The organism is Pleomorphomonas sp. JP5 (genome assembly GCF_023721815.1).
Taxonomy (GTDB): domain Bacteria; phylum Pseudomonadota; class Alphaproteobacteria; order Rhizobiales; family Pleomorphomonadaceae; genus Pleomorphomonas.
In genome coordinates this window covers 637,217-659,810 of sequence record NZ_JAMDLI010000007.1, presented here as the reverse complement: position 1 = coordinate 659,810, position 22,594 = coordinate 637,217, and the positions used below count along the sequence as shown (strand labels likewise).

General features: G+C 63.9%; 20 protein-coding genes. 12 read left to right on the top strand and 8 right to left on the bottom strand.

Going from position 1 to position 22,594, the window contains the following annotated elements:
• The first annotated feature begins 258 nt into the window (after positions 1-258).
• The gene (locus tag M4J40_RS10060; RefSeq protein ID WP_251754268.1) at positions 259-1,149 is read left to right on the top strand and encodes a methylated-DNA--[protein]-cysteine S-methyltransferase; all 891 of its coding nucleotides are present in this window, start codon (positions 259-261) and stop codon (positions 1,147-1,149) included.
• An 80-nt stretch (positions 1,150-1,229) separates the two neighbouring features.
• On the opposite strand, the gene M4J40_RS10055 is transcribed toward M4J40_RS10060, so the two are convergent.
• From M4J40_RS10055 to M4J40_RS10045, 3 genes are all read right to left on the bottom strand, one after another.
• Entirely contained in the window at positions 1,230-1,850 is a 621-nt protein-coding gene (locus tag M4J40_RS10055) for a 2,3-bisphosphoglycerate-dependent phosphoglycerate mutase (RefSeq protein ID WP_251753945.1), read from the bottom strand.
• A gap of 106 nt (positions 1,851-1,956) precedes the next feature.
• On the bottom strand, positions 1,957-2,769 hold the full coding sequence (gene dapB, locus M4J40_RS10050; protein WP_251753944.1) for a 4-hydroxy-tetrahydrodipicolinate reductase: 813 nt from the start codon (positions 2,767-2,769) through the stop codon (positions 1,957-1,959).
• 138 nt (positions 2,770-2,907) lie between these two features.
• Positions 2,908-3,663 (bottom strand): carboxylesterase, encoded by a 756-nt coding sequence (locus M4J40_RS10045; RefSeq protein WP_251753943.1) that lies wholly within the window; start codon positions 3,661-3,663, stop codon positions 2,908-2,910.
• A gap of 322 nt (positions 3,664-3,985) precedes the next feature.
• On the opposite strand from M4J40_RS10045, the gene infC reads away from it, so the two are divergent.
• The 5 genes from infC to pheT all read left to right on the top strand — a co-directional run bounded on the left by infC (position 3,986) and on the right by pheT (position 9,209).
• Positions 3,986-4,522 carry a translation initiation factor IF-3 gene (gene infC, locus M4J40_RS10040; RefSeq protein WP_251754267.1) on the top strand — a complete coding sequence of 179 codons (537 nt, stop codon included), beginning with the start codon at positions 3,986-3,988 and terminating at the stop codon, positions 4,520-4,522.
• 351 nt (positions 4,523-4,873) lie between these two features.
• The gene (rpmI, locus tag M4J40_RS10035; protein ID WP_026789928.1) at positions 4,874-5,074 is read left to right on the top strand and encodes a 50S ribosomal protein L35; all 201 of its coding nucleotides are present in this window, start codon (positions 4,874-4,876) and stop codon (positions 5,072-5,074) included.
• Positions 5,075-5,117: 43 nt separating this feature from the next.
• Positions 5,118-5,480, top strand: coding sequence for a 50S ribosomal protein L20 (gene rplT, locus M4J40_RS10030; protein WP_100080005.1), 363 nt, complete (start codon positions 5,118-5,120; stop codon positions 5,478-5,480).
• A 150-nt stretch (positions 5,481-5,630) separates the two neighbouring features.
• A complete protein-coding gene (pheS, locus tag M4J40_RS10025; RefSeq protein WP_251753942.1) occupies positions 5,631-6,713 on the top strand; it encodes a phenylalanine--tRNA ligase subunit alpha in 1,083 nt (360 codons plus the stop codon).
• Positions 6,714-6,794: 81 nt separating this feature from the next.
• The gene (gene pheT, locus M4J40_RS10020; protein ID WP_251753941.1) at positions 6,795-9,209 is read left to right on the top strand and encodes a phenylalanine--tRNA ligase subunit beta; all 2,415 of its coding nucleotides are present in this window, start codon (positions 6,795-6,797) and stop codon (positions 9,207-9,209) included.
• Between the two features lie 52 nt (positions 9,210-9,261).
• Here the strand turns inward: pheT and mepA are convergent, their stop codons facing one another.
• Together mepA and M4J40_RS10010 are read right to left on the bottom strand one after the other, a co-directional pair.
• Positions 9,262-10,113 carry a penicillin-insensitive murein endopeptidase gene (gene mepA, locus M4J40_RS10015; RefSeq protein ID WP_251753940.1) on the bottom strand — a complete coding sequence of 284 codons (852 nt, stop codon included), beginning with the start codon at positions 10,111-10,113 and terminating at the stop codon, positions 9,262-9,264.
• Between the two features lie 115 nt (positions 10,114-10,228).
• Positions 10,229-12,103 (bottom strand): hypothetical protein, encoded by a 1,875-nt coding sequence (locus M4J40_RS10010; protein ID WP_251753939.1) that lies wholly within the window; start codon positions 12,101-12,103, stop codon positions 10,229-10,231.
• A gap of 131 nt (positions 12,104-12,234) precedes the next feature.
• On the opposite strand from M4J40_RS10010, the gene M4J40_RS10005 reads away from it, so the two are divergent.
• Positions 12,235-13,299 (top strand): glycosyltransferase, encoded by a 1,065-nt coding sequence (locus M4J40_RS10005; protein WP_251753938.1) that lies wholly within the window; start codon positions 12,235-12,237, stop codon positions 13,297-13,299.
• Between the two features lies 1 nt (position 13,300).
• The gene (locus tag M4J40_RS10000; RefSeq protein ID WP_251753936.1) at positions 13,301-13,702 is read left to right on the top strand and encodes a GtrA family protein; all 402 of its coding nucleotides are present in this window, start codon (positions 13,301-13,303) and stop codon (positions 13,700-13,702) included.
• Here the strand turns inward: M4J40_RS10000 and M4J40_RS09995 are convergent.
• Together M4J40_RS09995 and M4J40_RS09990 are read right to left on the bottom strand one after the other, a co-directional pair.
• Positions 13,690-14,565: a GNAT family N-acetyltransferase gene (locus tag M4J40_RS09995; RefSeq protein WP_405030733.1), complete on the bottom strand. Its 876-nt coding sequence runs from the start codon at positions 14,563-14,565 to the stop codon at positions 13,690-13,692. The two genes, M4J40_RS10000 and M4J40_RS09995, sit on opposite strands and share 13 nt — an antisense overlap.
• Positions 14,566-14,685: 120 nt before the next feature.
• Positions 14,686-15,792 carry a phosphatase PAP2 family protein gene (locus M4J40_RS09990; RefSeq protein ID WP_251753935.1) on the bottom strand — a complete coding sequence of 369 codons (1,107 nt, stop codon included), beginning with the start codon at positions 15,790-15,792 and terminating at the stop codon, positions 14,686-14,688.
• Positions 15,793-16,055: 263 nt separating this feature from the next.
• Between M4J40_RS09990 and dnaK the strand changes: the two genes are divergently transcribed.
• From dnaK to M4J40_RS09975, 3 genes are all read left to right on the top strand, one after another.
• On the top strand, positions 16,056-17,951 hold the full coding sequence (gene dnaK, locus M4J40_RS09985; RefSeq protein WP_251753934.1) for a molecular chaperone DnaK: 1,896 nt from the start codon (positions 16,056-16,058) through the stop codon (positions 17,949-17,951).
• Between the two features lie 109 nt (positions 17,952-18,060).
• Positions 18,061-19,191 (top strand): molecular chaperone DnaJ, encoded by a 1,131-nt coding sequence (gene dnaJ / locus M4J40_RS09980; protein ID WP_251753933.1) that lies wholly within the window; start codon positions 18,061-18,063, stop codon positions 19,189-19,191.
• A gap of 76 nt (positions 19,192-19,267) precedes the next feature.
• On the top strand, positions 19,268-19,894 hold the full coding sequence (locus M4J40_RS09975; protein WP_251753931.1) for a class I SAM-dependent methyltransferase: 627 nt from the start codon (positions 19,268-19,270) through the stop codon (positions 19,892-19,894).
• 12 nt (positions 19,895-19,906) lie between these two features.
• Here the strand turns inward: M4J40_RS09975 and M4J40_RS09970 are convergent, their stop codons facing one another.
• Positions 19,907-20,434, bottom strand: a complete 528-nt coding sequence (locus M4J40_RS09970; protein ID WP_251753930.1) for a MarR family transcriptional regulator — start codon at positions 20,432-20,434, stop codon at positions 19,907-19,909.
• Positions 20,435-20,678: 244 nt separating this feature from the next.
• On the opposite strand from M4J40_RS09970, the gene lepA reads away from it, so the two are divergent.
• Positions 20,679-22,484: a translation elongation factor 4 gene (gene lepA, locus M4J40_RS09965; RefSeq protein WP_251753929.1), complete on the top strand. Its 1,806-nt coding sequence runs from the start codon at positions 20,679-20,681 to the stop codon at positions 22,482-22,484.
• The last annotated feature ends 110 nt before the right edge of the window (positions 22,485-22,594 follow it).

The following is a 22,594-nucleotide window of genomic DNA, read 5'->3' as shown; positions in this document are numbered from 1 at the left end:
CACTCCGGACAAGGCACGAATGCCGCCTTCTATAGCCGGACTTGCTGCAAGACGGCGTCAGCAGCATCGTTTTTCGGCGGCCATTCTCGCTTTTTTGCTCTTTTTCTTCTCGTGTGCGAAAATCGGGTGGTTGGACCGCCCGGCCTTCCCTAACTTTGCATCGCACCCTTGATGGAGGACGCGATGGACGCCATTACGCTGACCGATAACCTCACTCGCCCGCCGATGTCGGCGAGCTGGCTGCACGAGGGGCTGCGCATGGCGGGCGAGGTATCCCTTGATCGCGAGCACAGCGATTATGTTCTCGTGCGCGACACCATTCGCTTCATTTCCGAGCGCTGGCGCGACCAGCCGGAACTTGAGACGATCGCCGCTGCCGTCGGCACGGATGCCGGCCATCTGCATCGCCTGTTCACCCGTTGGGCGGGCCTGACGCCGAAGGCCTTCGTCCAGGCGCTGACGCTCGACGAGGCGCGACGGATGCTCGACCAGTCATCGTCGATCCTCGACACCGCCTATGAGGTCGGCCTGTCCGGCCCGGGGCGACTGCATGACCTCTTCGTCACGCATGAGGCGATGAGCCCAGGAGCCTACAAGGCACGCGGAGCCGGCGTTACCATCGCCTACGGCTTCCACTCCTCGCCTTTCGGTACCGCGCTGGTGATGGCCACCGACCGGGGGCTCGCCGGCATCGCCTTCGCCGACCCCGGCGAGGAACAGAAAGCCTTCCGCGACATGTCGGCCCGCTGGCCGGCCGCCAGCTACGTTCAGGACGAGGTGGTGACCGCGCCCTACGCCCGGCAGGTGTTCGATCCGACGGTGTGGTCGCAGGACCGGCCGATTCGGCTGGTGTTCATCGGCTCCGATTTCGAAGTTCGCGTGTGGGAGACGCTTCTGCGAATCCCGCTCGGCAAGGCGACGACCTATTCCGACATCGCCCGGCACATCGGCAACCCAAAAGCGGCGCGCGCCGTCGGCTCGGCCGTCGGGCGAAACCCCCTGTCCTTCGTCGTCCCCTGCCACCGCGTGCTTGGTCGCGAAGGCGACCTCTGCGGCTACCACTGGGGCCTGACACGCAAGAAGGCCATTCTCGGCTGGGAAACCGGCCTCGCCCGCCGGCTCGGCGGCGCCGAGGTCGAGAGAGGCTGAGCGCCCCACCGTCCGTCAGAAACAGAAAGCGCCGCGATGGAAGCCATCGCGGCGCTTGGTTTTTCTCAGAGGGGCGACAATCAGGCCGCCAACACCTTCTTGGACTTGATCGAGCCGTCTTCGTTGAGCTCGTAGACGATCGGCTCTCCGGTGTTCAGCTCGCGAGCGACGATCTCGTCGCCGGAGAGCTTCTCAAGGTCCATGATGATCGAGCGCAGCGAGTTGCCGTGGGCGGCGACCAGAACGTTCTCGCCCTTCAACACGCGCGGCAGGATCTCGGCGTTGAAATAGGGCAGCGTACGCTCGGCGGTGTTCTTGAGGCTCTCGCCGCCCGGAGGCGGAACGTCGAACGAACGGCGCCAAATGTGGACCTGCTCCTCGCCCCACTTCTTGCGAGCGTCGTCCTTGTTGAGGCCGGTCAGCTCACCGTAGTCGCGCTCGTTGAGAGCCTGATCGCGAATGGTCTCGAGGTCGGACTGGCCGACTTCACCGAGGATCAGGCGCAGCGTGTGCTGGGCGCGCGTCAGGGCCGACGTATAGGCGATGTCATACTTGTAGCCGAGCGCCTTGAGGCGAGTGCCGGCGGCGGTCGCTTCCTTGACGCCCTGGGCGGTGAGGTCGGGATCCTTCCAGCCGGTGAACAGGTTGAGCAGGTTCCACTCGGACTGGCCGTGGCGGACGAGGACCAGAATGCGGCTCATGGGCTTTTCTCCAGTTGATCGCTTCGTTAGTGGCCGGAACCGACCGTCGGTCCCGGATCTTTCTGCAGCCGGCCACGCCTCCCCAAGGACGCGAGGACGGGATTGGTCAATCCTTCAGGCCGAGCACGTCGGCCATGTCGTAGCGGCCCGGCTTTCGGCCACGTGCCCAGAGCGCGGCTCGAACCGCCCCCTTGGCAAACTGCGCCCGATCCTCGGCGACGTGCCTCAGTTCCAACCGCTCGCCGGCGCCGGCGAGATAGACCGTATGCTCTCCGACGACCGAACCGCCGCGTAGCGTGGCAAAGCCGATGGCGCCTTGCGGACGCGGACCGGTGTAGCCATCGCGGGAGCGAACGGCGTAATCGTCGAGCTTGATGTCGCGGCCGCGAGCGGCCGCCTCGCCGAGCAGAAGAGCGGTGCCAGAGGGAGCATCCACCTTGTGGCGATGATGCATCTCGAGGATCTCGATATCGAAGTCCGGCCCGAGAGTCCGGGCGGCCCGCTCGACCAGTAGGGCCAGCAGGTTGACGCCGACGCTCATGTTGCCGGACTTGACCACCGTCGCATGGCGGGCGGCGGCGTCGATCTTCGCTTCGTCATCGGCCGAGCAGCCGGTGGTGCCGATGATATGGACGATGCGCGCCTGGGCGGCCAGTTCGGCAAACTCGATGGTCGAGGCCGGGATCGTGAAATCGATAATGCCTTCGGCTCCGACCACCGCGGCAAGCGCGTCCGTCGTGATGGGAACGCCAATCTCGCCGATGCCAGCCAGCGTACCGGCATCCTCGCCAACCAGCGGACTACCCTCCCGCTCGATGGCCGCGTGCACCGCAACACCCGCCGTCTCGGAGATGATACGCACCAACGTACGCCCCATGCGTCCGCCAGCGCCAACCACAACGAGCTTCATGTCCGACATGTTCGACCTCGCGGTTCAGGGGAGAACACCGTTGCCATGGCGGCCTTCTATCACGCGAGAGCCGCGTGGTAATCCTTTAGTCGCAAAAAACCCTCGGGATCACGCTGGAAAAAACGCGTATTGGCGCGGATTTCCGCGTCACTCTTCGGTGACGCGGCCAACGGCATCGAGGAGGAGCGCGATGTCGGACGGTCGCGACAGTCGATGGTCGCCATCTTTCACCAGCGTCAGAACCACATCGTCATCGACGAGCCGGTCGACGATGCGTCGCGCGTGGGTGTGCGGCACCGAGGTGTCGGCCATACCTTGGATGATGATGACAGGCACGCCGAGGCGAAGCGGCCCATCGAGAAGGTTGTGCTTGGCGCCATCTCGGAAGAAATCGGCGGTGAGCCTATAAGCCGGGCTACCGTACTCACCTGGAATCTCGATGGTTTCGCCAGAGTCGATGCGCGCGCGCGCCTCTTGAGGCAACGCCGGATAGAACAGCTTCTCGGTAAAATCGGGAGCCGGCGCGACGAGGACGACACCCTTCAGTCCGGAGGGATGCTCCCGGGCGAGCAGCAGCGCCATCCAGCCCCCCATGGACGAGCCGACGAGAATGAACTCCGGACCTGCCTCGGCAGCGATCACCGCCTTGGCTTCTTGGAACCAACGACCGATACGACCGTCCTCGAAGGCGCCATCCGAACCGCCGTGGCCCGAATAGTCGAAGCGAACCACCTTGCGGCCGTGGTCCTTCCCCCAGGCCGCGATCGCCTCGGCCTTGGCGCCAGTCATGTCGGACCGGAAACCACCAAGCCAAACGATCGTCGGCCCGGCGCCCTCACTGACAAGACCGCGAATGATCCGGCCGTCGTCCGGCATGGTGACACTGATCGGCCGGTCCGCCATCTCTCTTCGCTCCTTGCGTCTGTCGTCCTGTCTTTGCCGCCGTTCAAGACAATATGCCGCTTCTTTAGCCCATTTCCCCGCCGATTGGCGTGTGCGACCTTGACTTTTTCGCACTCTCCAACGATTTTCAGGCCGTTGTCCAGTTTGCGAGTCCGTGTTTCGAAGCAAGAAGCGGGTCGCCGTGAGGACAGCCGGTCATCCGTGGGTGGCGCCCCTGTTTCAAAGGTGCGATCGGTTCGACGATCAAGGTCCTTGACATGGTCGGGCGTCGACATATCCCGAAGGATGACTGGTTCCATGAACTTCAGAGGAGTTGACAGCCATTCGTCGCCCGTTCCGAGCCACCGCCCCCGTCAAGGAAGGTCCGCGCATCAATCGCGAAATCCGGGTCCCTCAGGTCCAGCTGATCGGCGAGGACGGTGACAACCTCGGCGTTGTCGCGATCGCCGATGCCTTGACCGCCGCCGTCGAGGCCGGTCTCGACCTCGTCGAGATTTCCCCGAATTCGACGCCTCCCGTCTGCAAGATCCTGGATTTCGGCAAATACAAGTTCGAAGCCCAGAAGAAGGCGTCGGAAGCCCGTAAGAATCAGAAGATCGTCGAGATCAAGGAAGTCAAGCTCAGGCCCAACATCGACACGAACGACTATACCGTGAAGATGAAGAGCATGCTGCGCTTCTTCGAAGAGGGCGACAAGGTCAAGGTGACGTTGCGTTTCCGTGGCCGTGAAATGGCCCACCAGGACCTCGGCTTCAAGCTGCTTCAGCAGGTCAAGGAAGAGACCGTAAGCGTTGCCAAGGTCGAGAGCGAGCCGCGCCTCGAAGGCCGCCAGATGGTCATGCTGCTCGCCCCGCGCTAAGAGCGACATCCCTTTTGAAAAGCCCCGGCCGGTCATCCGTGCCGGGGCTTTTAGTTTTAAGTCACTCCAAGGGGCCGGCGGCGCGAGTTTCCCCGCGCCGCCTATACTGCGTAAAAGGCGAATCCGCCTTGCATCGGGCAGGCTTTTGGTCTAGAAGCCCAGCCACTTCAGGTCGCCCGGCGTGGAGACGGCTATGCTGTGTCCAAGGGCATGCCGTGGCGACCGTGGAAGCTCAACCCTGGACAGACCGTCTTGGCCGCTGCGGGATCTCCGCGATGGCCGTGGGTCTTCCGGAAAGACAAGGTCAGCGAGAGCCCGCAAGGGATCTCCAAACACTCGGAAACGAGCAAAATGCCCAAGATGAAGACGAAGTCGGGCGCCAAGAAGCGCTTCAAGGTGACGGCCAGTGGCCACATCAAGTCCGCTCAGGCCGGCAAGCGCCATGGCATGATCAAGCGGACCACCAAGTTCATCCGCAAGGCTCGCGGCACCACGGTGCTCTCGAAGCCGGATGAAATCATCATCAAGAAGAACTTCCTGCCCTACGCCTGATCCCGCGCGATCAAACGGCACTCACTATCGAGGAGACTGAATTATGGCGCGCGTCAAGCGGGGCGTAACGTCCCATGCCAAGCACAAGAAGGTTTTGGAAGCCGCTAAGGGCTACCGGGGCCGTCGCAAGAATACCATCAAGACCGCCAAGGCGGCTGTCGATCGCGCAATGCAGTATGCGACGCGTGACCGCCGGGCCAAGAAGCGCAACTTCCGCGCTCTGTGGATCCAGCGCATCAACGCCGCCGTTCGCGATGTCACGGGTGGCGAGCTGACCTACGCTCGCTTCATCGACCTCCTGGCCAAGGCCGGGATCGCCATCGACCGCAAGGTGCTGTCCGACCTCGCCATCAGCGAGCCGGCATCGTTTAAGGCCATCGTCGAGAAGGCCCAGGCTGCCGCCTAATTGGTGACAGCGCGGGGCCGATCGCCGATCGGCCGCCCCGACATTGCGAGAGCGGCGCGCCGATCGGTGCGCCGCTCTTTTCGTTTCCGGGATGCTTTCGCCGGTGAGACCGGCTAGAAGCCTGCCATCAGATCCGCCAGGACATCCGTCATGACCGATATCGAACAGCTCGAAGCCACCATTCTCGACGACATTCACGCCGCCAGCGACGAAACCGCCCTGGAGGGCGTGCGCGTCGCCACCCTCGGCAAGCAGGGATCGGTATCGGCGTTGCTCAAGACGCTCGGCGCCATGAGCCCGGACGAGCGGCGGACTCGCGGCGCGGCAATCAACGCCCTGAAAGACCGGGCGGCCCTTGCCATCGCCGACCGCAAGGCCGTGCTGAAAGCCGCCGCGCTCGACGCCCGCCTCACCCGCGAGACCGTGGACATCTCGCTGCCGGTTCGCACCGGACCGCTCGCCGAAGGGCGCATCCATCCGGTGAGCCAGGTGATCGACGAGATCACCGCCATCTTCACCGACATGGGATTTGCCGTCGCCGAGGGGCCGGACATCGAGACCGACCACTATAACTTCACCGCGCTCAACTTTCCGCCGGACCACCCGGCGCGAGAGATGCACGACACCTTCTTCCTGAAGCCGAAGGAAGACGGCTCGCGTCTGCTGCTCAGAACCCACACCTCGCCGGTGCAGGTTCGCACCATGGAGACGCAGAAACCGCCGATCCGCATCATCGCCCCCGGCCGCACCTATCGCTGCGACAGCGACGCGACCCACACGCCGATGTTCCACCAGGTGGAGGGGCTCGTCATCGACGAGACGACCCATTTCGGCCATCTCAAGTGGGTGCTGGAAGAGTTCCTGAAGGCCTTCTTCGAGGTCGAAGAGGTCAAGACCCGGTTTCGTCCGTCCTTCTTCCCGTTCACCGAGCCGTCGATGGAAGTCGATGTCGGGTGTCGGCGCTCGGGCTCGGAGATCCGCATCGGCGAAGGCGACGATTGGCTGGAGATTCTCGGCTGCGGCATGGTGCACCCGAACGTCATTCGCTCCGCCGGCCTCGATCCCGACGTCTACCAGGGCTTTGCCTTCGGCATGGGCATCGACCGCATCGCCATGCTGAAATACGGCATGCCCGACCTGCGCGCTTTCTTCGACGCCGATGCCCGCTGGCTGAAGCACTATGGCTTCCGCCCGCTCGACCTGCCGAGCCTCTACGGCGGGCTGACGGGATGATGCTCGCGGTCCTAGCCACCGCGTCATCCCGCCGCTCCACGCGCCAAGCCATTCAGAATTTCCGATAACGGATTTGCCAAAATGAAGTTCACCCTCAGCTGGCTGAAAGACCATCTCGAAACGGAAGCCTCGCTCGGCGAGGTTGTCGAAGCGCTCACCATGGTGGGCCTCGAGGTGGAAGAGGTTTCCGATCCTTCGGCTCCGCTCAAGCCTTTCGTCGTCGCCAAGATCGTCACGGCCGACAAGCACCCCAACGCCGACAAGCTGAAGCTTCTGTCGGTCGATGCCGGCAAGGGGCCGGTGCAGGTGGTTTGCGGCGCGCCGAACGCGCGCGCCGGCCTCAAGGGCGTGTTCGCCCTGCCCGGCGTCGTCATTCCGGCCACCGGCGACGTGCTCGAGGTCGGCACCATCCGCGGCGTCGAGAGCCGGGGCATGATGTGCTCGGAGCGCGAACTCGGCCTCTCCGACGAGCACAACGGCATCATCGAGTTGCCCGAAGATGCTCCGATTGGTGTCTCGTTCGCCGACTATCGTGGCGGCTCCGACCCGGTGATCGACATTTCCATCACGCCCAACCGGCCCGACTGCCTCGGCGTTCGCGGCATCGCCCGCGATCTTGCCGCGCGCGGCCTCGGCAAGCTGAAGCCAGATCCGCTGGCGCCAGTTCCGGGCACGTTCCCCTCGCCGGTGCCAATTGCTCTGACGTTCGATGGCGATGACACGCCCTGTCCGGTGTTCGCCGGCCGTGTGGTGCGCGGCCTCAAGAACGGTCCGTCGCCGAAGTGGCTTCAGGATCGCCTCAAGGCAATCGGGCTGCGGCCGATTTCCGCGCTGGTCGACATCACCAACTACATCACCTTCGATCGAGGCCGGCCGCTGCATGTCTATGATGCCGACAAGCTGACCGGCACCATCTGCGCCCGTCTCGGCAAGTCGGGCGAAAGCCTGCTGGCACTCGACGGGAAGACATACGCGGTCGACGAAAACATGTGCGTCATCGCCGACGATGCGGCGGTGCTCGGCCTCGGCGGCGTGATGGGTGGCGAAACCACCGGTTCGACAGAGGCCACCACGTCCGTCTTCATCGAAAGCGCCTTTTTCGACGCCGGGCGTACGGCCCGGACCGGTCGTCGGCTGGGCCTCAACTCCGACGCCCGCTTCCGCTTCGAGCGTGGAATCGATCCCGGCTTCGTCGTCGCCGGCCTCGAGCTCGCGACGCAGATGGTGCTCGACCTATGCGGCGGCGAAGCTTCGGAAGTGGTCGTGGCCGGCAGAGAGCCGCTTCTCAACAAGGTCGTCGACTTCCCGCTCGCCGAGGTGAAACGCCTGTCCGGTCTCGAACTCCCGGCCGAAACCATCACCGGTACGCTCGAAAAGCTCGGCTTCTCGACGACCGGGAACGGCGATAGTCGCTCGGTTGCCGTTCCGTCCTGGCGGCCGGACGTGCACGGCAAGGCCGACCTTGTCGAGGAGGTGGTGCGCATCGTCGGTCTCGACCAGGTGAAGGCAACGGCACTGTCGCGCATCTCTTCGGTGTCCCAGAAGGTACTCACGCCGCTGCAGATCCGCACCCGGCGCGCCAAGCGGACGCTGGCGGCGCGCGGCCTCGTCGAAGCCGTGACCTGGTCGTTCCTGGCCAAGCCCATCGCCGTGCTGTTCGGCGGTGGCGCACCCGAGCTCGAGCTCGCCAACCCGATTTCCGCCGACATGAGCGACATGCGGCCGAGCCTGATCCCCGGCCTCGTCGCGGCGGTCAAGCGGAACGCCGATCGAGGTCTCGCCGATCTCGCCCTGTTCGAGGTTGGTCAGGTGTTTGCCGGGGATCGCCCCCAGGACCAGAGCATTGCGGCGACCGCCATTCGCGAAGGTAGCGCCGGCTTTTCCGGTGCAGGCCGTCACTGGAATGGCTCGGCCGCCGCCGTGAGCGTCTTCGATGCCAAGGCCGATGCGCTGGCGCTGCTCGATGCCCTTGGCGTCGACGTCTCGCGCGTCCAGATCGTCCGCTCCGCGCCGAGCTGGTTCCATCCGGGACGCTCGGGCAGCATCCAGCTCGGACCGCAGACCGTGCTTGCCCACTTCGGCGAGCTGCATCCGGCCGTCATCGAAGCACTGGACGCTGAAGGACCGATCGTTGCCGCCGAGGTGATCCTCGACCGCATTCCGGTGGCCAAGGCCAAGGCTGGCCGCGGCAAACCAGCACTCGCCCTGTCGGCCTTCATGCCGGTCAGCCGCGACTTCGCCTTCGTCGTCGACGAGGGGGTCGAGGTGGCCAAGATCGTCAAGGCGGTGCAGGGCGCCGACAAGAAGCTGATCGGCGGTGTCGACGTGTTCGACATCTACACGGGCGAGCATGTCGCGGCCGGACAGAAGTCGGTTGCCATCGCCGTGACGCTGACGCCAAGCGATCGCACGCTGACCGACGAAGACATCGAGAAGGTGTCAAAGGCGATCGTCGTCTCCGTGCAGAAGGCTACAGGCGCCACGCTGCGCGGATAAGCGCACGACTGACGGACAACATGGCATGGGCCGCGCTAGACGCGGCCCTTTGTCATTTTGCGACCAAAACCTGCGAGCACTCCGGCGGAAGGTCCTTCAGGGTGATTTCGGGGCGCGGCGGCTTGGGCTTTGACGGCTTCGTCGGTTTTGGCGGCGGCGCATACCAGCTCTGAAGCTCCGCGCCGCATCCGTCCCCGGACGGTGGAGATGCCTGGGGCTTGCACGTCGGCGAGTTGGCCGGGCAGGCCATCCGAACGTGGAAATGGAAGTCATGCCCCCACCAGGGGCGGACCTTGGACAGCCATGCGCGGTCACTGCCCGCGCCTTCGCAAAGCGCCTTCTTGATGGCCCGGTTGACGAAGATGCGCTCCACCTCCGGCTGCTTGGCTGCTAGGCGAATGATGTTGAACTGGCGCTGCGAGAACTTCTTGGGATCGACGGTCAGCTTGTCGGGAGCCAGCATCGACACCGCGCTCACCCGCTCCCTCTCGTCGTAGGTGAGTTCGCGCTTTGGCATCGGCGTCAGCCAGATGTCGGCGTCGAGCCCGATCTGGTGGCTGGCATGGCCCGACGACATCGGACCGCCGCGCGGTTGCGACAGGTCGCCGACGAGAAGACCGTTCCAGCCGACCGCAGGCGCCTTGGACGCGAGGTGTTCGAGGAAACCGACCAGAACGGGATTGCCCCAGTTACGATTGCGCGACAGGCGCATGACCTGCCAGGTCGGGCCATTGACGGGCAAGAGCGCCGCACCAGCAAGACAACCGCGCGAATAAGACCCGATGGAGCGGGCGGCAAGCGGCGCCGGATCCTCGACGGCACCGAACAACTGTTTGGCTGGCGTCTCGGCAGCGGCCGGCAGGACGGTGGCTAGAAAGGCGAGTGTGGCGAGACGAGAAAACATGGGCTAATCCGGCTTCGTTGACGGACCATGCTGCGCCCCAGTCGATTAACCGGAGATTAACCAAGCCGCAAAACGGAGCTGCATAGGAAGGCCCAGTCCAAGTCAGAAGCCCCCGTCAATCGCGGATCGATGGGCGAAGCCTCAACATCGGCAGCGAACCGGTAACGTCGAGCCCGGACGGCCTTGCCGAAAAGATCATCCCGGCCGGCCCAGAGGCGACCTCGGCAAGCCAAGGGGGCCTTACGCCATCGATCAGGCGTGCTGCAAGTCCGTTCGGCGCGCGCTCGGCCATCTGGTTCAGCTCGGGGTCGCCGGTACAGGCCGCAAGATAGGTGGCGCCGGTGGCCCGGAAAGCGGCCTCGGGATCGGCGCCCGTAAAGACGGCATCGACAGCCAGGATGCCGTGGGCGCCACGATGATAGGGCGCCGCCAGCACGGCATGCGGGGTCGCCTTGAGCAGGAAGGCCCCGAAGTTCGATGTGGCCACGACGAGACCCGGCGCGCGCGAGCCGAGCACGTCGCCAAAGAAGGCGCGGCAATCGGTCATGGTCGCAACATTGACCGCTTCTGTGTCCGGCTGGCCGGACAGGCGATCGACCGCCGTGACGAGAAGCATCCACAAAACCGGGACGGCCGCGAGCCAACTCCAGCGCTGGGCTACCGCGCGCGCATCGTCACGCCCGGCCGTTGCCTTGATGGCCAGGGCCACGACGACGCCAACGGCAGCCGAAGCGACCACCTGAGCGCCAACGAGCGCGCGCAGCTGCATCGCGCCGAGCAGGATCGAGCCGCCGAGAATGGACAGCACGATGACGAAAGCCGGCCGGTCGGCGGACGGCATGCGGCGAAGCGCCCTCGCCCCTAGGGCGAGAGCGGCGAACGGGGCGAAGTATGCCGGCATCACCAGCCCGGGCCGGTTCTCGATCGTCGACAGAAAGCCTTGCGCCTCGTCAATATGGTCCAGCCAGATCGGCCGAATGGCCGGATCGATATCGCCGTAGGGACCGGCAAGACAGGTCGGGAACAGAACGGCGGCCACAGCCACCAGGAGCGAAGCGACAGCGACCAACGCTCCGCCACGCATCAGGAGACCCGGAACACCATCGCCGTGGCCGCGAAGCAAGGCCGCCAACACGATCACGGCGCCACCACCGATGACCACCGGTATCAGGTAGGCAAAGGACAACGCATCACAGGCAGGCACCAGCCAACGCGACGGGGGTATTGTCGCGGCGGCTGTCAGAAGAGTGCCGACGACCAACGCACCGGCAAACAGCATCAGACCGTACCGCCAACGGTCGGCATTGATGGTCCAGGCAATGGCGAGGCCGAGAATGGCCAGAAGGATGGCGGGCAACGTCTCCATCCCGACGGCGAGGCTGACGGCCGCCGCGACACCGGCAGCGATCGGCCAGCGGCGCGCCTGATCGGCACGGACCAGTCCCATCAAAACACAGGCGAGCAGCACCGCCTGAACGTTGTGATGGTCGAGGGTACCGGGTACGAACACGCTCTTCACCTGGGGCGACAGGAAAATCATCAGGAGCGTGGCGAGGCGGGCGGTCTCGCCGCCGAAACGACCGGCGACCGAGGCGAGCGCGAAGGCGAAGGGAATCACCAGCAGGACCGGCCAAACCGTGGTGGCAAACAACTCGGCCCCGGCTCCACCGGCAACGGGCGTCGCCGCGAGAACGATGGCGGCAATCGGCAAGTCGACGAGGCGCGACCAGTGCATCAGCACTCCACCGGGCGGATCGAGCCGATACTGCGTCAGGTCGAACCAGCTCTGACCGCCAAGAAAATCACGCACTTCCACCAGTCGCATCATGGAGTCGGGATCGTCCCAAGCGGGGCCGAGGTCGGCGAGCCGATTGACCGCGACGAGTCCCACGACGAATAGCCCCAACGCGACAGCGAAGACCAACCGAGCGCGCAGGACAAAACCGAAGAGAACAGGTGCGGCGCCAAAGGCGCCTTGTTTGGAATTCATTGACCAAAGCCGACGACAGAACGCAGGAAAGCCCGGCACATGCGAAGCGTCGTTAGCTTTGCCTTAACACAATGGATAAAAGGTAAAGGCGGCGCACCGCCTGTCGCGGTCCGCATCCTCCGGATGGCACCATGACCGCTAGCGAGAGCCCAACCGACTCCACCGCCGCCTTCCCGGGCCTCGACATCGCGGTGGTGCTTCCCTGCTACAACGAGGGAATGACGATCGGCGCCGTCGTGTGCGGTTTTAGAGCCGCGCTGCCAGAGGCGCGCATCTTCGTCTTCGATAACAACTCCTCGGACCGAACCGCCATAGAGGCGAGAGTCGCTGGTGCCGAGGTCATCCGCGAGGGTCGACAGGGCAAGGGACACGTGGTCCGGCGCATGTTCGCCGACATCGACGCTGACGTCTACGTCATGGCCGATGGCGATGGCACCTATGACCCTCTCGACGCCGTCGACCTCGTCCGAGCGCTGATCACCGAGCGGGCCGACATGGCCGTCGGAGTCCGCCGCAACGTCACAGTCGACGCCGGCCGCTCCGGACACGCCTTCGGCAACCGCATTTTCAACGGTCTGTATCGTCGCCTGTTCGGCCCCGACTTCAGCGACGTGTTCTCCGGCTACCGCGCTTTCACAAGACGTTTCGTCAAGAGCTTTCCAGCCGTGTCACATGGCTTCGAGATCGAAACGGAAATGGCGGTGCATGCCGGCCAGCTCCACATCCCCACCGTGGAGCTGTCTCTCGACTACGGGCACCGGGTCGAAGGAGCTCCGTCCAAGCTACGGACGTTCCGCGACGGCTTCCGCATTCTCGTGATGTTCGCCATGCTGGTGAAGGAGACGCGACCGAGCTTGTTCTTCGGAGCGCTTTCGAGTCTTTTCGCATTCGCCTCGGTCATTCTCGCCGTGCCGGTCTTCGCGACCTATGTCGAGACTGGCCTGGTTCCTCGCCTGCCGACAGCCGTTCTTTCGACAGGGCTGATGATCCTCGCAGCGCTTCTGGCAACCGCCGGCCTGGTGCTCGACAGCCTTGCTCGTGCGCGCGTCGAGCAAAAGCGCATCCTCTATCTGTCGATCCCCTCGCTCCGGCCGACGCGGGAGCCTGCCGAGGCGGAAACGACGGCAAACCTCGCAGAACTTCGCGACCTCCTGCGTCGGTTGGGCGATCGCCCCAGCCGACGCACGGCCAGTTGAGATGCCTCCGGTCATCAGGCGGTTCGGTGGGTTCGCCGTAGCAGGCCTCAGCGGCTTTGTCGTCGACGCCGGCTTGACCGAAGCACTGGCCGCCTTTGGCGTCAGCCCCTATCTCGGCCGCGTCTTCGCCGTGGCCATCGCCATCGTCGTCACCTACGCGATCAATCGCAACCTCACCTGGAAGGAACGGAGGGAGCATGTTCCCGGCCGCCGAGCTCGCTACCTGACGGTCTCACTTGTCTCGATCATCGCCAACTATCTGGTCTTTGCCGCCGCCATGACGCTCCTGACGGACCTACGGCCAGTACTGGCGGTTGCGGCCGGCACCGGCGTCGGCATGGTGATGAACTTTGCCGGCTATTCACGCTTCGTGTTCAAGGCAGGCAAGGATCAGGCGGCGTAGCGGCTGGCGTCGGCGCCATAGTATCGGACATAGCGCTCGGAAATGCGGTCGACCGGCAGAACGATCATTACGTCGGTGGTGCCGAAGGGACGATCGACGACGGCACCGCGACCGACCATCGCGCCGAGGCGAAGGTAGCCCTTGATGAGCGGCGGCATTCCGGCAAGCGCCGCACGCATATCCACCGCCTCGATCGGCAGCCGATTCATGGATACGGCCCGCTCGGGACGCGCCTCGACCAGCCAGTCGGTATCGGCCGAGGCGTGGTGGTGCAAGAAGGAGAGCGGCAAGGCCAGAGCGTCGGGATCGGTGCCTTCGAACGATGCGCAGCCGATCATGGCATCGACGCCGTTGTTCAGCACGTAAGCCCAGATCCCCTGCCACAGCAGCTCGACGGTGCGCTTGCTGCGATAGGGCTTCATGACGCAGGAACGACCGAGTTCGAGAAACTCCAGGCCGGCGTGGCGGGCGAGGAGCGGCTCGATGGAAAACTCTCCGGCCGTGTAGAAGCCGCGATGACGCTCAGCCACCTTCTGGCGAAGGAGCCTGTAGGTACCGACGATGCGCGGCCGAGCCCGGCGGAAGGGGCGGATTTCGACATCGTCGTGATCGAGAACCAGCAGATGATCGCAGTAACGGTCGAACGCATCGGCATCGCGACGGCGCAGAAGCGTGCGCGGATCGGCGGTTGCCTGCATCTCCCCGTAGAAGACGCGGTAGCGAAGCGCCTGAGCGGCGCGAACCTCGCCGGCAGACCGGGCGAGCCGCACTTCAAGCGCACCCATACGACCGAGCGTCACAGTCCCGCCGCCTAGATTGGGCCTCGCCTCCGTTGTCGGGAAAGTGCCAGTAAGTCCGAACATCGTGAGCCCTCCGCCAAGATGCATAGCCACCATCACATCCTTGCAGCGAGGATAGTGACATTTCACCGACGGTCTCGTGACATTTCGGTAATAGACACCAGCGAAACGAAACAGGGAGGGTCAGACTACCTTGCCAGGCGCACTGGCGTGCAAGGAAGAGCCCGCCATTTCGATGGTTGCTTCCGTCACATCTCGACCATCGAGGCCCAAAGCGGGAACCTGGCGAAGCGCTCGCCAGAGCACAGCCATGACGACGATGGAGAAGTAGCCATCAATCGCATAGTGCCAGCCGAACAAAATGGATCCGGCTTCAATGAGAAGAACGATCAATAAGCCGGCTATGGCCAAAAGACGGTCAACCTCCAGGGCAACAAGGGCGCAGAGCGTTACCATGGCCACGTGCAAGCTGGGAAAAGCCGAGATTCCCATGCCAAAGCCCGAGGTTCTAGTAACATAGAGGTCCCAGAGATACAGCTGCACGTCGCGTATTCCGCTACCATTTGGCAGCGTGTTGGCACTCACGGCGGCGAGCGTGGACGCGAAACGATCGGTATCGCCGGTCACCTGAGCGAAGAATGCCGGCCCAGCACTCATTGCCAGCCATGCCACCAGGTTGCCGAGCACCACCCAGGCAAAAATGTACGATACGAAAAAACGCCGCCTTATGTTCGGCTTGGATGCGGCCACTGCCATCCAAAAGACGAAACCATTGACCCAAAGCATCCAGCCTGGGCCGTAAAAGAAGGCGAATATCCGCCAAGTATGAGGATAGTTGATGAGCCCGTGGAGCAGAATCGCGGGATCAGTTCCGAAATGCAGCCAACGATCGATATCGGCAAGAGAAGCGTCAGAGGTAAAGCCGTCCAGACCAATGAATGACTTCATGGCGGTAAACGTTGCCATGAAGGGAGCCAAAGCCAGCAGCAACACGAATCCTGCCAGGATACGAGCGATACGTCGCTGATCGAGACAAGCCCGAAGCCAGGCTGCAGGATGACGAGGATTGGCGGCAATGGACCGAAGTGACAGTCCAATCAGGACAAGCGCCGGCAACGCTACAACATCGAGCACCAGCAAGCTGAAGAGATACTCGACATATAGGTCTGCAAAGATATGGCCAACCGGCACCAGCATGGCACTCGCGAGGACGAGATACAGGCCGATCAATGCGTAGACCAATCGATCGCTACGAATCTCCTCCATGGCGAGGCGCGAGATCTTCCGCATGCAAATTTCCCCCATCGGCAGCGGAACCCTAGGAGCTCCTGGCTTAATGGTGGGTTAGGTTTGGCGGGTTTTCTCGCAGCAACCGCTCTCCAGACCACATCCAGCTTCTTGCGCCGCCTTCGCCGGCAACCTATATACCGCCCGAATTCGGGGACTTCCCCGGTCAGCATTCAAGGTAAGAAACGGGGACCGGCCGGGAATCCGGCGTCTAGCCGAATGCCTCGGAAGAGGGTTCGGACGGTCTGCCTGAACGGAGTGACGAAATGGGCAAGGTTATCGGCATCGATCTCGGGACGACCAATTCCTGCGTCGCCATCATGGACGGCAAGAATGCCAAGGTGATCGAGAATTCTGAGGGCGCGCGCACCACGCCGTCGATCGTCGCCTTCGCCGACGGCGGAGAGCGTCTGGTCGGCCAGCCGGCCAAGCGACAGGCTGTCACCAACCCCGAAAACACCATCTTCGCGGTGAAGCGTCTGATCGGCCGCCGGTTCGAGGATCCGATGGTGGCCAAGGACAAGGATCTCGTCCCCTATGCCATCGTCAAGGGTGACAACGGCGACGCCTGGGTGAACTCCGAAGGCAAGAAGTATTCGCCCTCGCAGATCTCGGCCATGACGCTGGCCAAGATGAAGGAAACGGCCGAGGCCTATCTCGGAACCAGTGTGACGCAGGCCGTCATCACCGTTCCCGCCTATTTCAACGATGCCCAGCGTCAGGCCACCAAGGACGCCGGCAAGATCGCCGGCCTTGAAGTGCTGCGCATCATCAACGAGCCGACGGCCGCCGCCCTCGCCTATGGCCTCGACAAGTCCGACCACTCCAAGACCATCGCCGTGTACGACCTCGGCGGCGGTACGTTCGATATCTCGATCCTCGAGATCGGTGACGGCGTGTTCGAGGTGAAGTCCACCAATGGCGACACCTTCCTCGGTGGCGAAGACTTCGACATGCGGCTCGTCAACTATCTGGCCGACGAGTTCAAGAAGGAGCAGGGCATCGACCTGCGCGGTGACAAGCTGGCCCTGCAGCGCCTGAAGGAAGCTGCGGAAAAGGCCAAGATCGAGCTGTCCTCCTCGGCCCAGACGGAAATCAACCTGCCGTTCATCACCGCCGACGCCAAGGGTCCCAAGCACCTGACGCTGAAGCTCACCCGCGCCAAGTTCGAGGCTCTGGTCGACGATCTCGTCCAGAAGACCGTCGAGCCTTGCAAGGCGGCCCTCAAGGATGCCGGCCTCAGCGCCGGTCAGATCGACGAGGTGGTGCTCGTTGGCGGCATGACGCGCATGCCGAAGGTGCAGGAGACCGTCAAGCAGTTCTTTGGCCGCGAACCGCACAAGGGCGTCAACCCGGATGAAGTGGTCGCCATCGGCGCCGCCATCCAGGCCGGCGTCCTCGCCGGCGAGGTCAAGGACGTCCTCCTTCTCGACGTGACGCCGCTGTCGCTCGGCATCGAGACGCTCGGTGGCGTGTTCACCCGCCTCATCGACCGCAACACCACCATCCCCACCAAGAAGAGCCAGGTGTTCTCGACCGCCGAGGACAGCCAGAGCGCGGTGACCATCCGCGTCTTCCAGGGTGAGCGCGAGATGGCGGCCGACAACAAGATGCTCGGCCAGTTCGATCTCGTCGGCCTGCCGCCGGCGCCGCGCGGCGTGCCGCAGATCGAGGTGACCTTCGACATCGACGCCAACGGCATCGTGCAGGTGTCCGCCAAGGACAAGGGCACTGGCAAGGAGCAGCAGATCCGCATTCAGGCGTCGGGTGGGCTTTCGGATTCCGACATCGACAAGATGGTGAAGGACGCCGAGGCCAATGCCGCCGCCGACAAGGCCCGCCGCGAGGCGGTCGAGGCGCGGAACCACGCCGAGGCTCTGGTGCATTCGACCGAGAAGTCGCTTGCCGACTTCGGCGACAAGGTCTCGGCCTCGGACAAGTCGACCATCGAAAGCGCCATCGCCGACCTCAAGGCTGTGATCGATTCCGACGATGCCGAGGATATCAAGGCCAAGACCAATGCCCTCGCCCAGGCAGCCATGAAGCTTGGCGAGGCCATGTATGCCGCGCAGGGCGGCGCCGAGGAGAAGCCGAGCACCGAGGGTGATGACGTCCTCGACGCCGACTTCGAAGAGGTCAAGGACGACAAGAAGAACGGCTGACGCCGGGCTTCCTGCGCTTCCGGCTCTCCGGTCGAGTAACCGGGGAGCCGTTTCCTGTTGAGAGCGGGCGGGAGGCGCCGCCCTGGTATCTCCCACCTCGGGACAAACGATGGCCAAACGCGATTATTACGACGTGCTGGGCGTTCCCCGCGACGCCGACGAGAAGACGCTGAAGAGCGCCTTTCGAAAGCTCGCCATGCAATTGCACCCGGACAAAAACCCGGGTGACGCTACAGCAGAGGTCCGTTTCAAGGAGGCCAACGAGGCCTACGAGGTTCTGAAGGACCCCCAGAAGAAGGCCGCCTACGACCGATTCGGCCACGCCGCCTTCGAAAACGGCATGGGCGGGCGCGGTGCCGATCCCGGGTTCGGCGCCTCGATGGCCGACATTTTCGACGACATTTTCGGCGAGTTCATGAGCGGCGGCCGGCGTAGCCGACCGAACGGCCGCGAGCGTGGCGCCGATCTGCGCTACAACCTCGACGTCACGCTGGAAGAGGCCTTCGGCGGTAAAACCGTCGAAATTCACGTCCCCACGTCGATCACTTGCGTCAAGTGTTCCGGCACCGGCGCCAAGCCCGGCACCAGCCCCCAGACCTGCCGCACCTGCGGCGGCAGCGGCAAGGTGAGGGCGAGCCAGGGCTTCTTTACCATCGAGCGCACCTGCCCCACCTGCCAGGGGCGCGGCGAGACCATCGCCAACCCTTGCGACGCGTGTTCGGGTACAGGGCGCACCACGCAGGAACGGACGCTCTCGGTCAATATTCCGGCCGGCATCGAGGATGGTACGCGCATCCGTCTGTCAGGCGAAGGCGAAGCCGGCCTGAGGGGCGGCCCTGCCGGTGATCTCTACATCTTCATCTCGCTCCGACCGCACGCCTTCTTCCAGCGCGACGGTGCCGATCTCCATTGCCGCGTGCCGATCTCCATGACAACTGCGGCGCTGGGCGGCGAGTTCGAAGTTCCCACGATCGAAGGCGGCAAGACCAAGGTTCGCGTCCCCGAGGGAACCCAGACCGGCAAGCAGTTCCGTCTCAAGTCGAAGGGCATGCCGGTGCTGCGTTCGCGCGATGTCGGCGACATGTACATCAATGTCACCGTCGAGACGCCGCAACGCCTCACACGCCGTCAACGCGAGCTACTTGAGGAGTTCGAACGCGAGTCTTCGGGCGAGAACAATCCCGAGTCGGCCGGCTTCTTTGCCCGCGTGCGCGATTTCTTTGACAACCTTGGCAGTTGACGTCACTGTAGAAACCCCGACATGGGGCGTTGGAGTTGCGGCCCGCACGTCTGCAAGCCGAACTTGGGAGTAGAGCATGTTCGTGCACCGTTGGCGGGATGAAGCCATCGCCGAGGCAAAGCGCGTACGTTGCCAGTATTCGGACGACCTCAAGTTCTTGAAGAGTTGGGCTGCGAAGCCGCTCACAACCGGTGCGGTCAGCCCTTCGGGTCGATGGCTAGCCCGTGCCATGGCCGGCGCCGTCGACCCCTCCTGGGAGGGAACGGTGGTCGAACTGGGACCGGGCACCGGCGCGGTTACCTCCGCCCTCCTCCAACGCGGCGTCGCCCCCGAACGCCTGCTTGCCATAGAGTACAACCCGGACTTCGCCGAGCATATGCGGGGGCGCTTTCCGGGCATCGGCGTAACGGTGGGCGATGCCTACCAGTTCGGCGAGACGCTGCGGCGCGCCGGTGTAGAGAAGGTGGCAGCCGTCGTCTCGTCGCTTCCCCTGTTCACGCAACCCCCGCTTCGCCGCCGCCAACTGCTCAACGAGGCGATGACGGTCCTCGAACCGGGTAGACCGTTCATTCAGTTCTCCTACGCTCTCGTGCCGCCGGTTCCCGCCGAGGCGGGGCGCTGGACCCTCGGGGCCAGCGGCTGGATCGTGCGAAACTTGCCGCCGGCTCGTGTCTGGACCTATCGCAAGACGGGGCTGGCATAACACGGATGGCGATCAGATCTCGTCGATGGAAGCAGAGCCGTTTGACGACACGTTCTTGGTCTTGAGATCATCCGTCTCGAAGCAGCACGTGCAGTTGGACCGTGCACACATCCGGCATAAGCGGCGCTGATCACGTCCACGCGCGGCATGGGCGCGCAGCATCCGATCGACAAGCTGGCCAAGAAGGTCGCGCTCCTCCGGAGAAAGGCAAGTGAGGAACCCCTTGCTCTCGGCAAGGCGATGATCCTGCAACCCGTCCGCCCGACGTCGTCCGGCAGGCGTGATCTCCACCAACACCTCGCGCCCGACGCGACGGCAGCGATGCAGCAGGCCATCGGCTTCCATCCGATCGATGAGACGGACGGTCGCCGAGTGGGTAAGGCCGACGATGGCGGCCATCTCGCCAATACTGGCCGGTGGATTGTTGGCGGCTGTGATCAGGGCGGCAACGGCCGTTGGCGCTAGAGTGGCATCTCCGGAAAGCGTCGCGTCGGTGACGGCAAGCGACAAGGCGGCAAACTTGTTCGACAGATCCTTCACCACGTCTTTCCCCGCCTTCCCTGGTCCACATCCTTTGCAAAGGATGTTCTCGCCGCCTCAAAAAGCGACCATTTCTCATTGATAAACGAAGGTCGGGGCCGGCACCGCTCAGAAAAACACTTATCACGTTCAAGACATAAGTCGCGTTGGCGGGTTGCCGGGTTGAACGATGGCTCGGAAAACCTTGCTCCGGCCGGGTGTCAGGTGCTTGGCGGTGGGGCGGGGTAATGATATCTAGCCGGCCATGACGACAAAGCCGCTCACCCATATTCGCAACTTCGCCATCATCGCTCATATCGATCATGGCAAGTCGACGCTCGCCGATCGCCTGATCCAGACGACGGGTACCGTCGCGCAGCGCGACATGAAGGAACAGATTCTCGACTCGATGGATATCGAGCGCGAGCGCGGCATCACCATCAAGGCCCAGACCGTTCGCCTTGCCTACAAGGCGGAGGACGGCGAGACCTACACGCTCAACCTGATGGACACGCCAGGCCACGTGGACTTCGCCTACGAAGTCAGCCGGTCGCTCGCCGCCTGCGAGGGATCCTTGCTCGTGGTCGACGCCAGCCAGGGCGTCGAGGCGCAGACGCTGGCCAACGTCTATCAGGCGATCGACAACAACCACGAGATCGTGCCGATCCTCAACAAGGTCGACCTGCCCGCAGCCGAACCCGAGCGCGTCAAGAGCCAGATCGAGGACGTGATCGGGCTCGATGCCTCGGACTCGGTGGAGATCTCGGCCAAGACAGGGCTCAACATCGAGGGCGTGCTGGAAGCGATCGTCAAGCGCCTGCCGCCACCCAAGGGCGATCCGGACGCGCCGCTCAAGGCGATGCTGGTCGACAGCTGGTACGATGCCTATCTCGGCGTCATGGTGCTCGTTCGCATCATCGACGGCGAGCTCCGGAAGGGCATGAAGGTCAAGATGATGCGCACCGGCGCCGTCTACGAGGTGGAGCGCGTCGGCTACATGACGCCCAAGCTTCAGCTCTGCGACAAGCTCACGACCGGCGAGGTCGGCGTCATCACCGCATCGATCAAGGAAGTGGCCGACACCGCCGTCGGAGACACGATCACCGACGAACGCCGGCAGACCACCGAGCCGCTGCCTGGCTTCCGCCCGGCGCAGCCGGTGGTGTTCTGCGGTCTGTTCCCGGTTGACGCCGCCGACTTCGAGGATTTGCGCGCCGCCGTCGGCAAGCTGCGCCTCAACGACGCCAGCTTCTCCTTCGAGATGGAGACCTCGGCCGCCCTCGGCTTCGGCTTCCGCTGCGGCTTCCTAGGCCTCTTGCATCTCGAGATCATCCAGGAGCGACTCGAGCGCGAGTTCAACCTCGACCTGATCGCAACCGCGCCGTCGGTCATCTACAAGATGAGCCTCACCGACGGCACGGAGATCGAGCTTCACAATCCGGCCGACATGCCGGAGGTGACGCGTATCTCGGAAATTTCCGAGCCGTGGATCCGCGCCTCGATCATGACGCCGGACGAATATCTGGGCGCCATCCTGAAGCTCTGCCAGGACCGTCGCGGCATCCAGATCGACCTCTCCTACGTCGGCAGCCGGGCCATCGTACAGTACGACCTGCCGCTCAACGAAGTGGTGTTCGACTTCTACGACCGGCTGAAGTCGATCTCCAAGGGCTACGCGTCGTTCGACTATCACCTCAGCGACTATCGCGAGGGCGATCTGGTCAAGATGCAGATCCTCGTCAACGCCGAACCGGTGGATGCGCTCTCGGTGCTCGTTCACCGCAGCCAGGCGGAACGGCGCGGCCGCGCCATGTGCGAAAAGCTGAAGGATCTCATCCCGCAGCACATGTTCCAGATCCCGATCCAGGCGGCGATCGGCGGCAAGATCATCGCTCGCGAGACGATCCGGGCGCTCAGGAAGGACGTTCTGGCCAAGTGCTATGGCGGCGACGTGACGCGCAAGCGCAAGCTTCTGGACAAGCAGAAGGAAGGCAAGAAGCGGCTTCGCCAGTTCGGAAAGGTGGAGATTCCGCAGGAAGCTTTCATCGCCGCGCTGAAGATGGACGACTGATCGGTAGGGAAACAGGCGCACCCTCTTTCGGAGGCGCCTGCCGCCGGGCTGGCAATGCCCCCCGCGATCACGCGGGGCCGTTCCGACACTGCCGCCCGAGGGCGACTTTC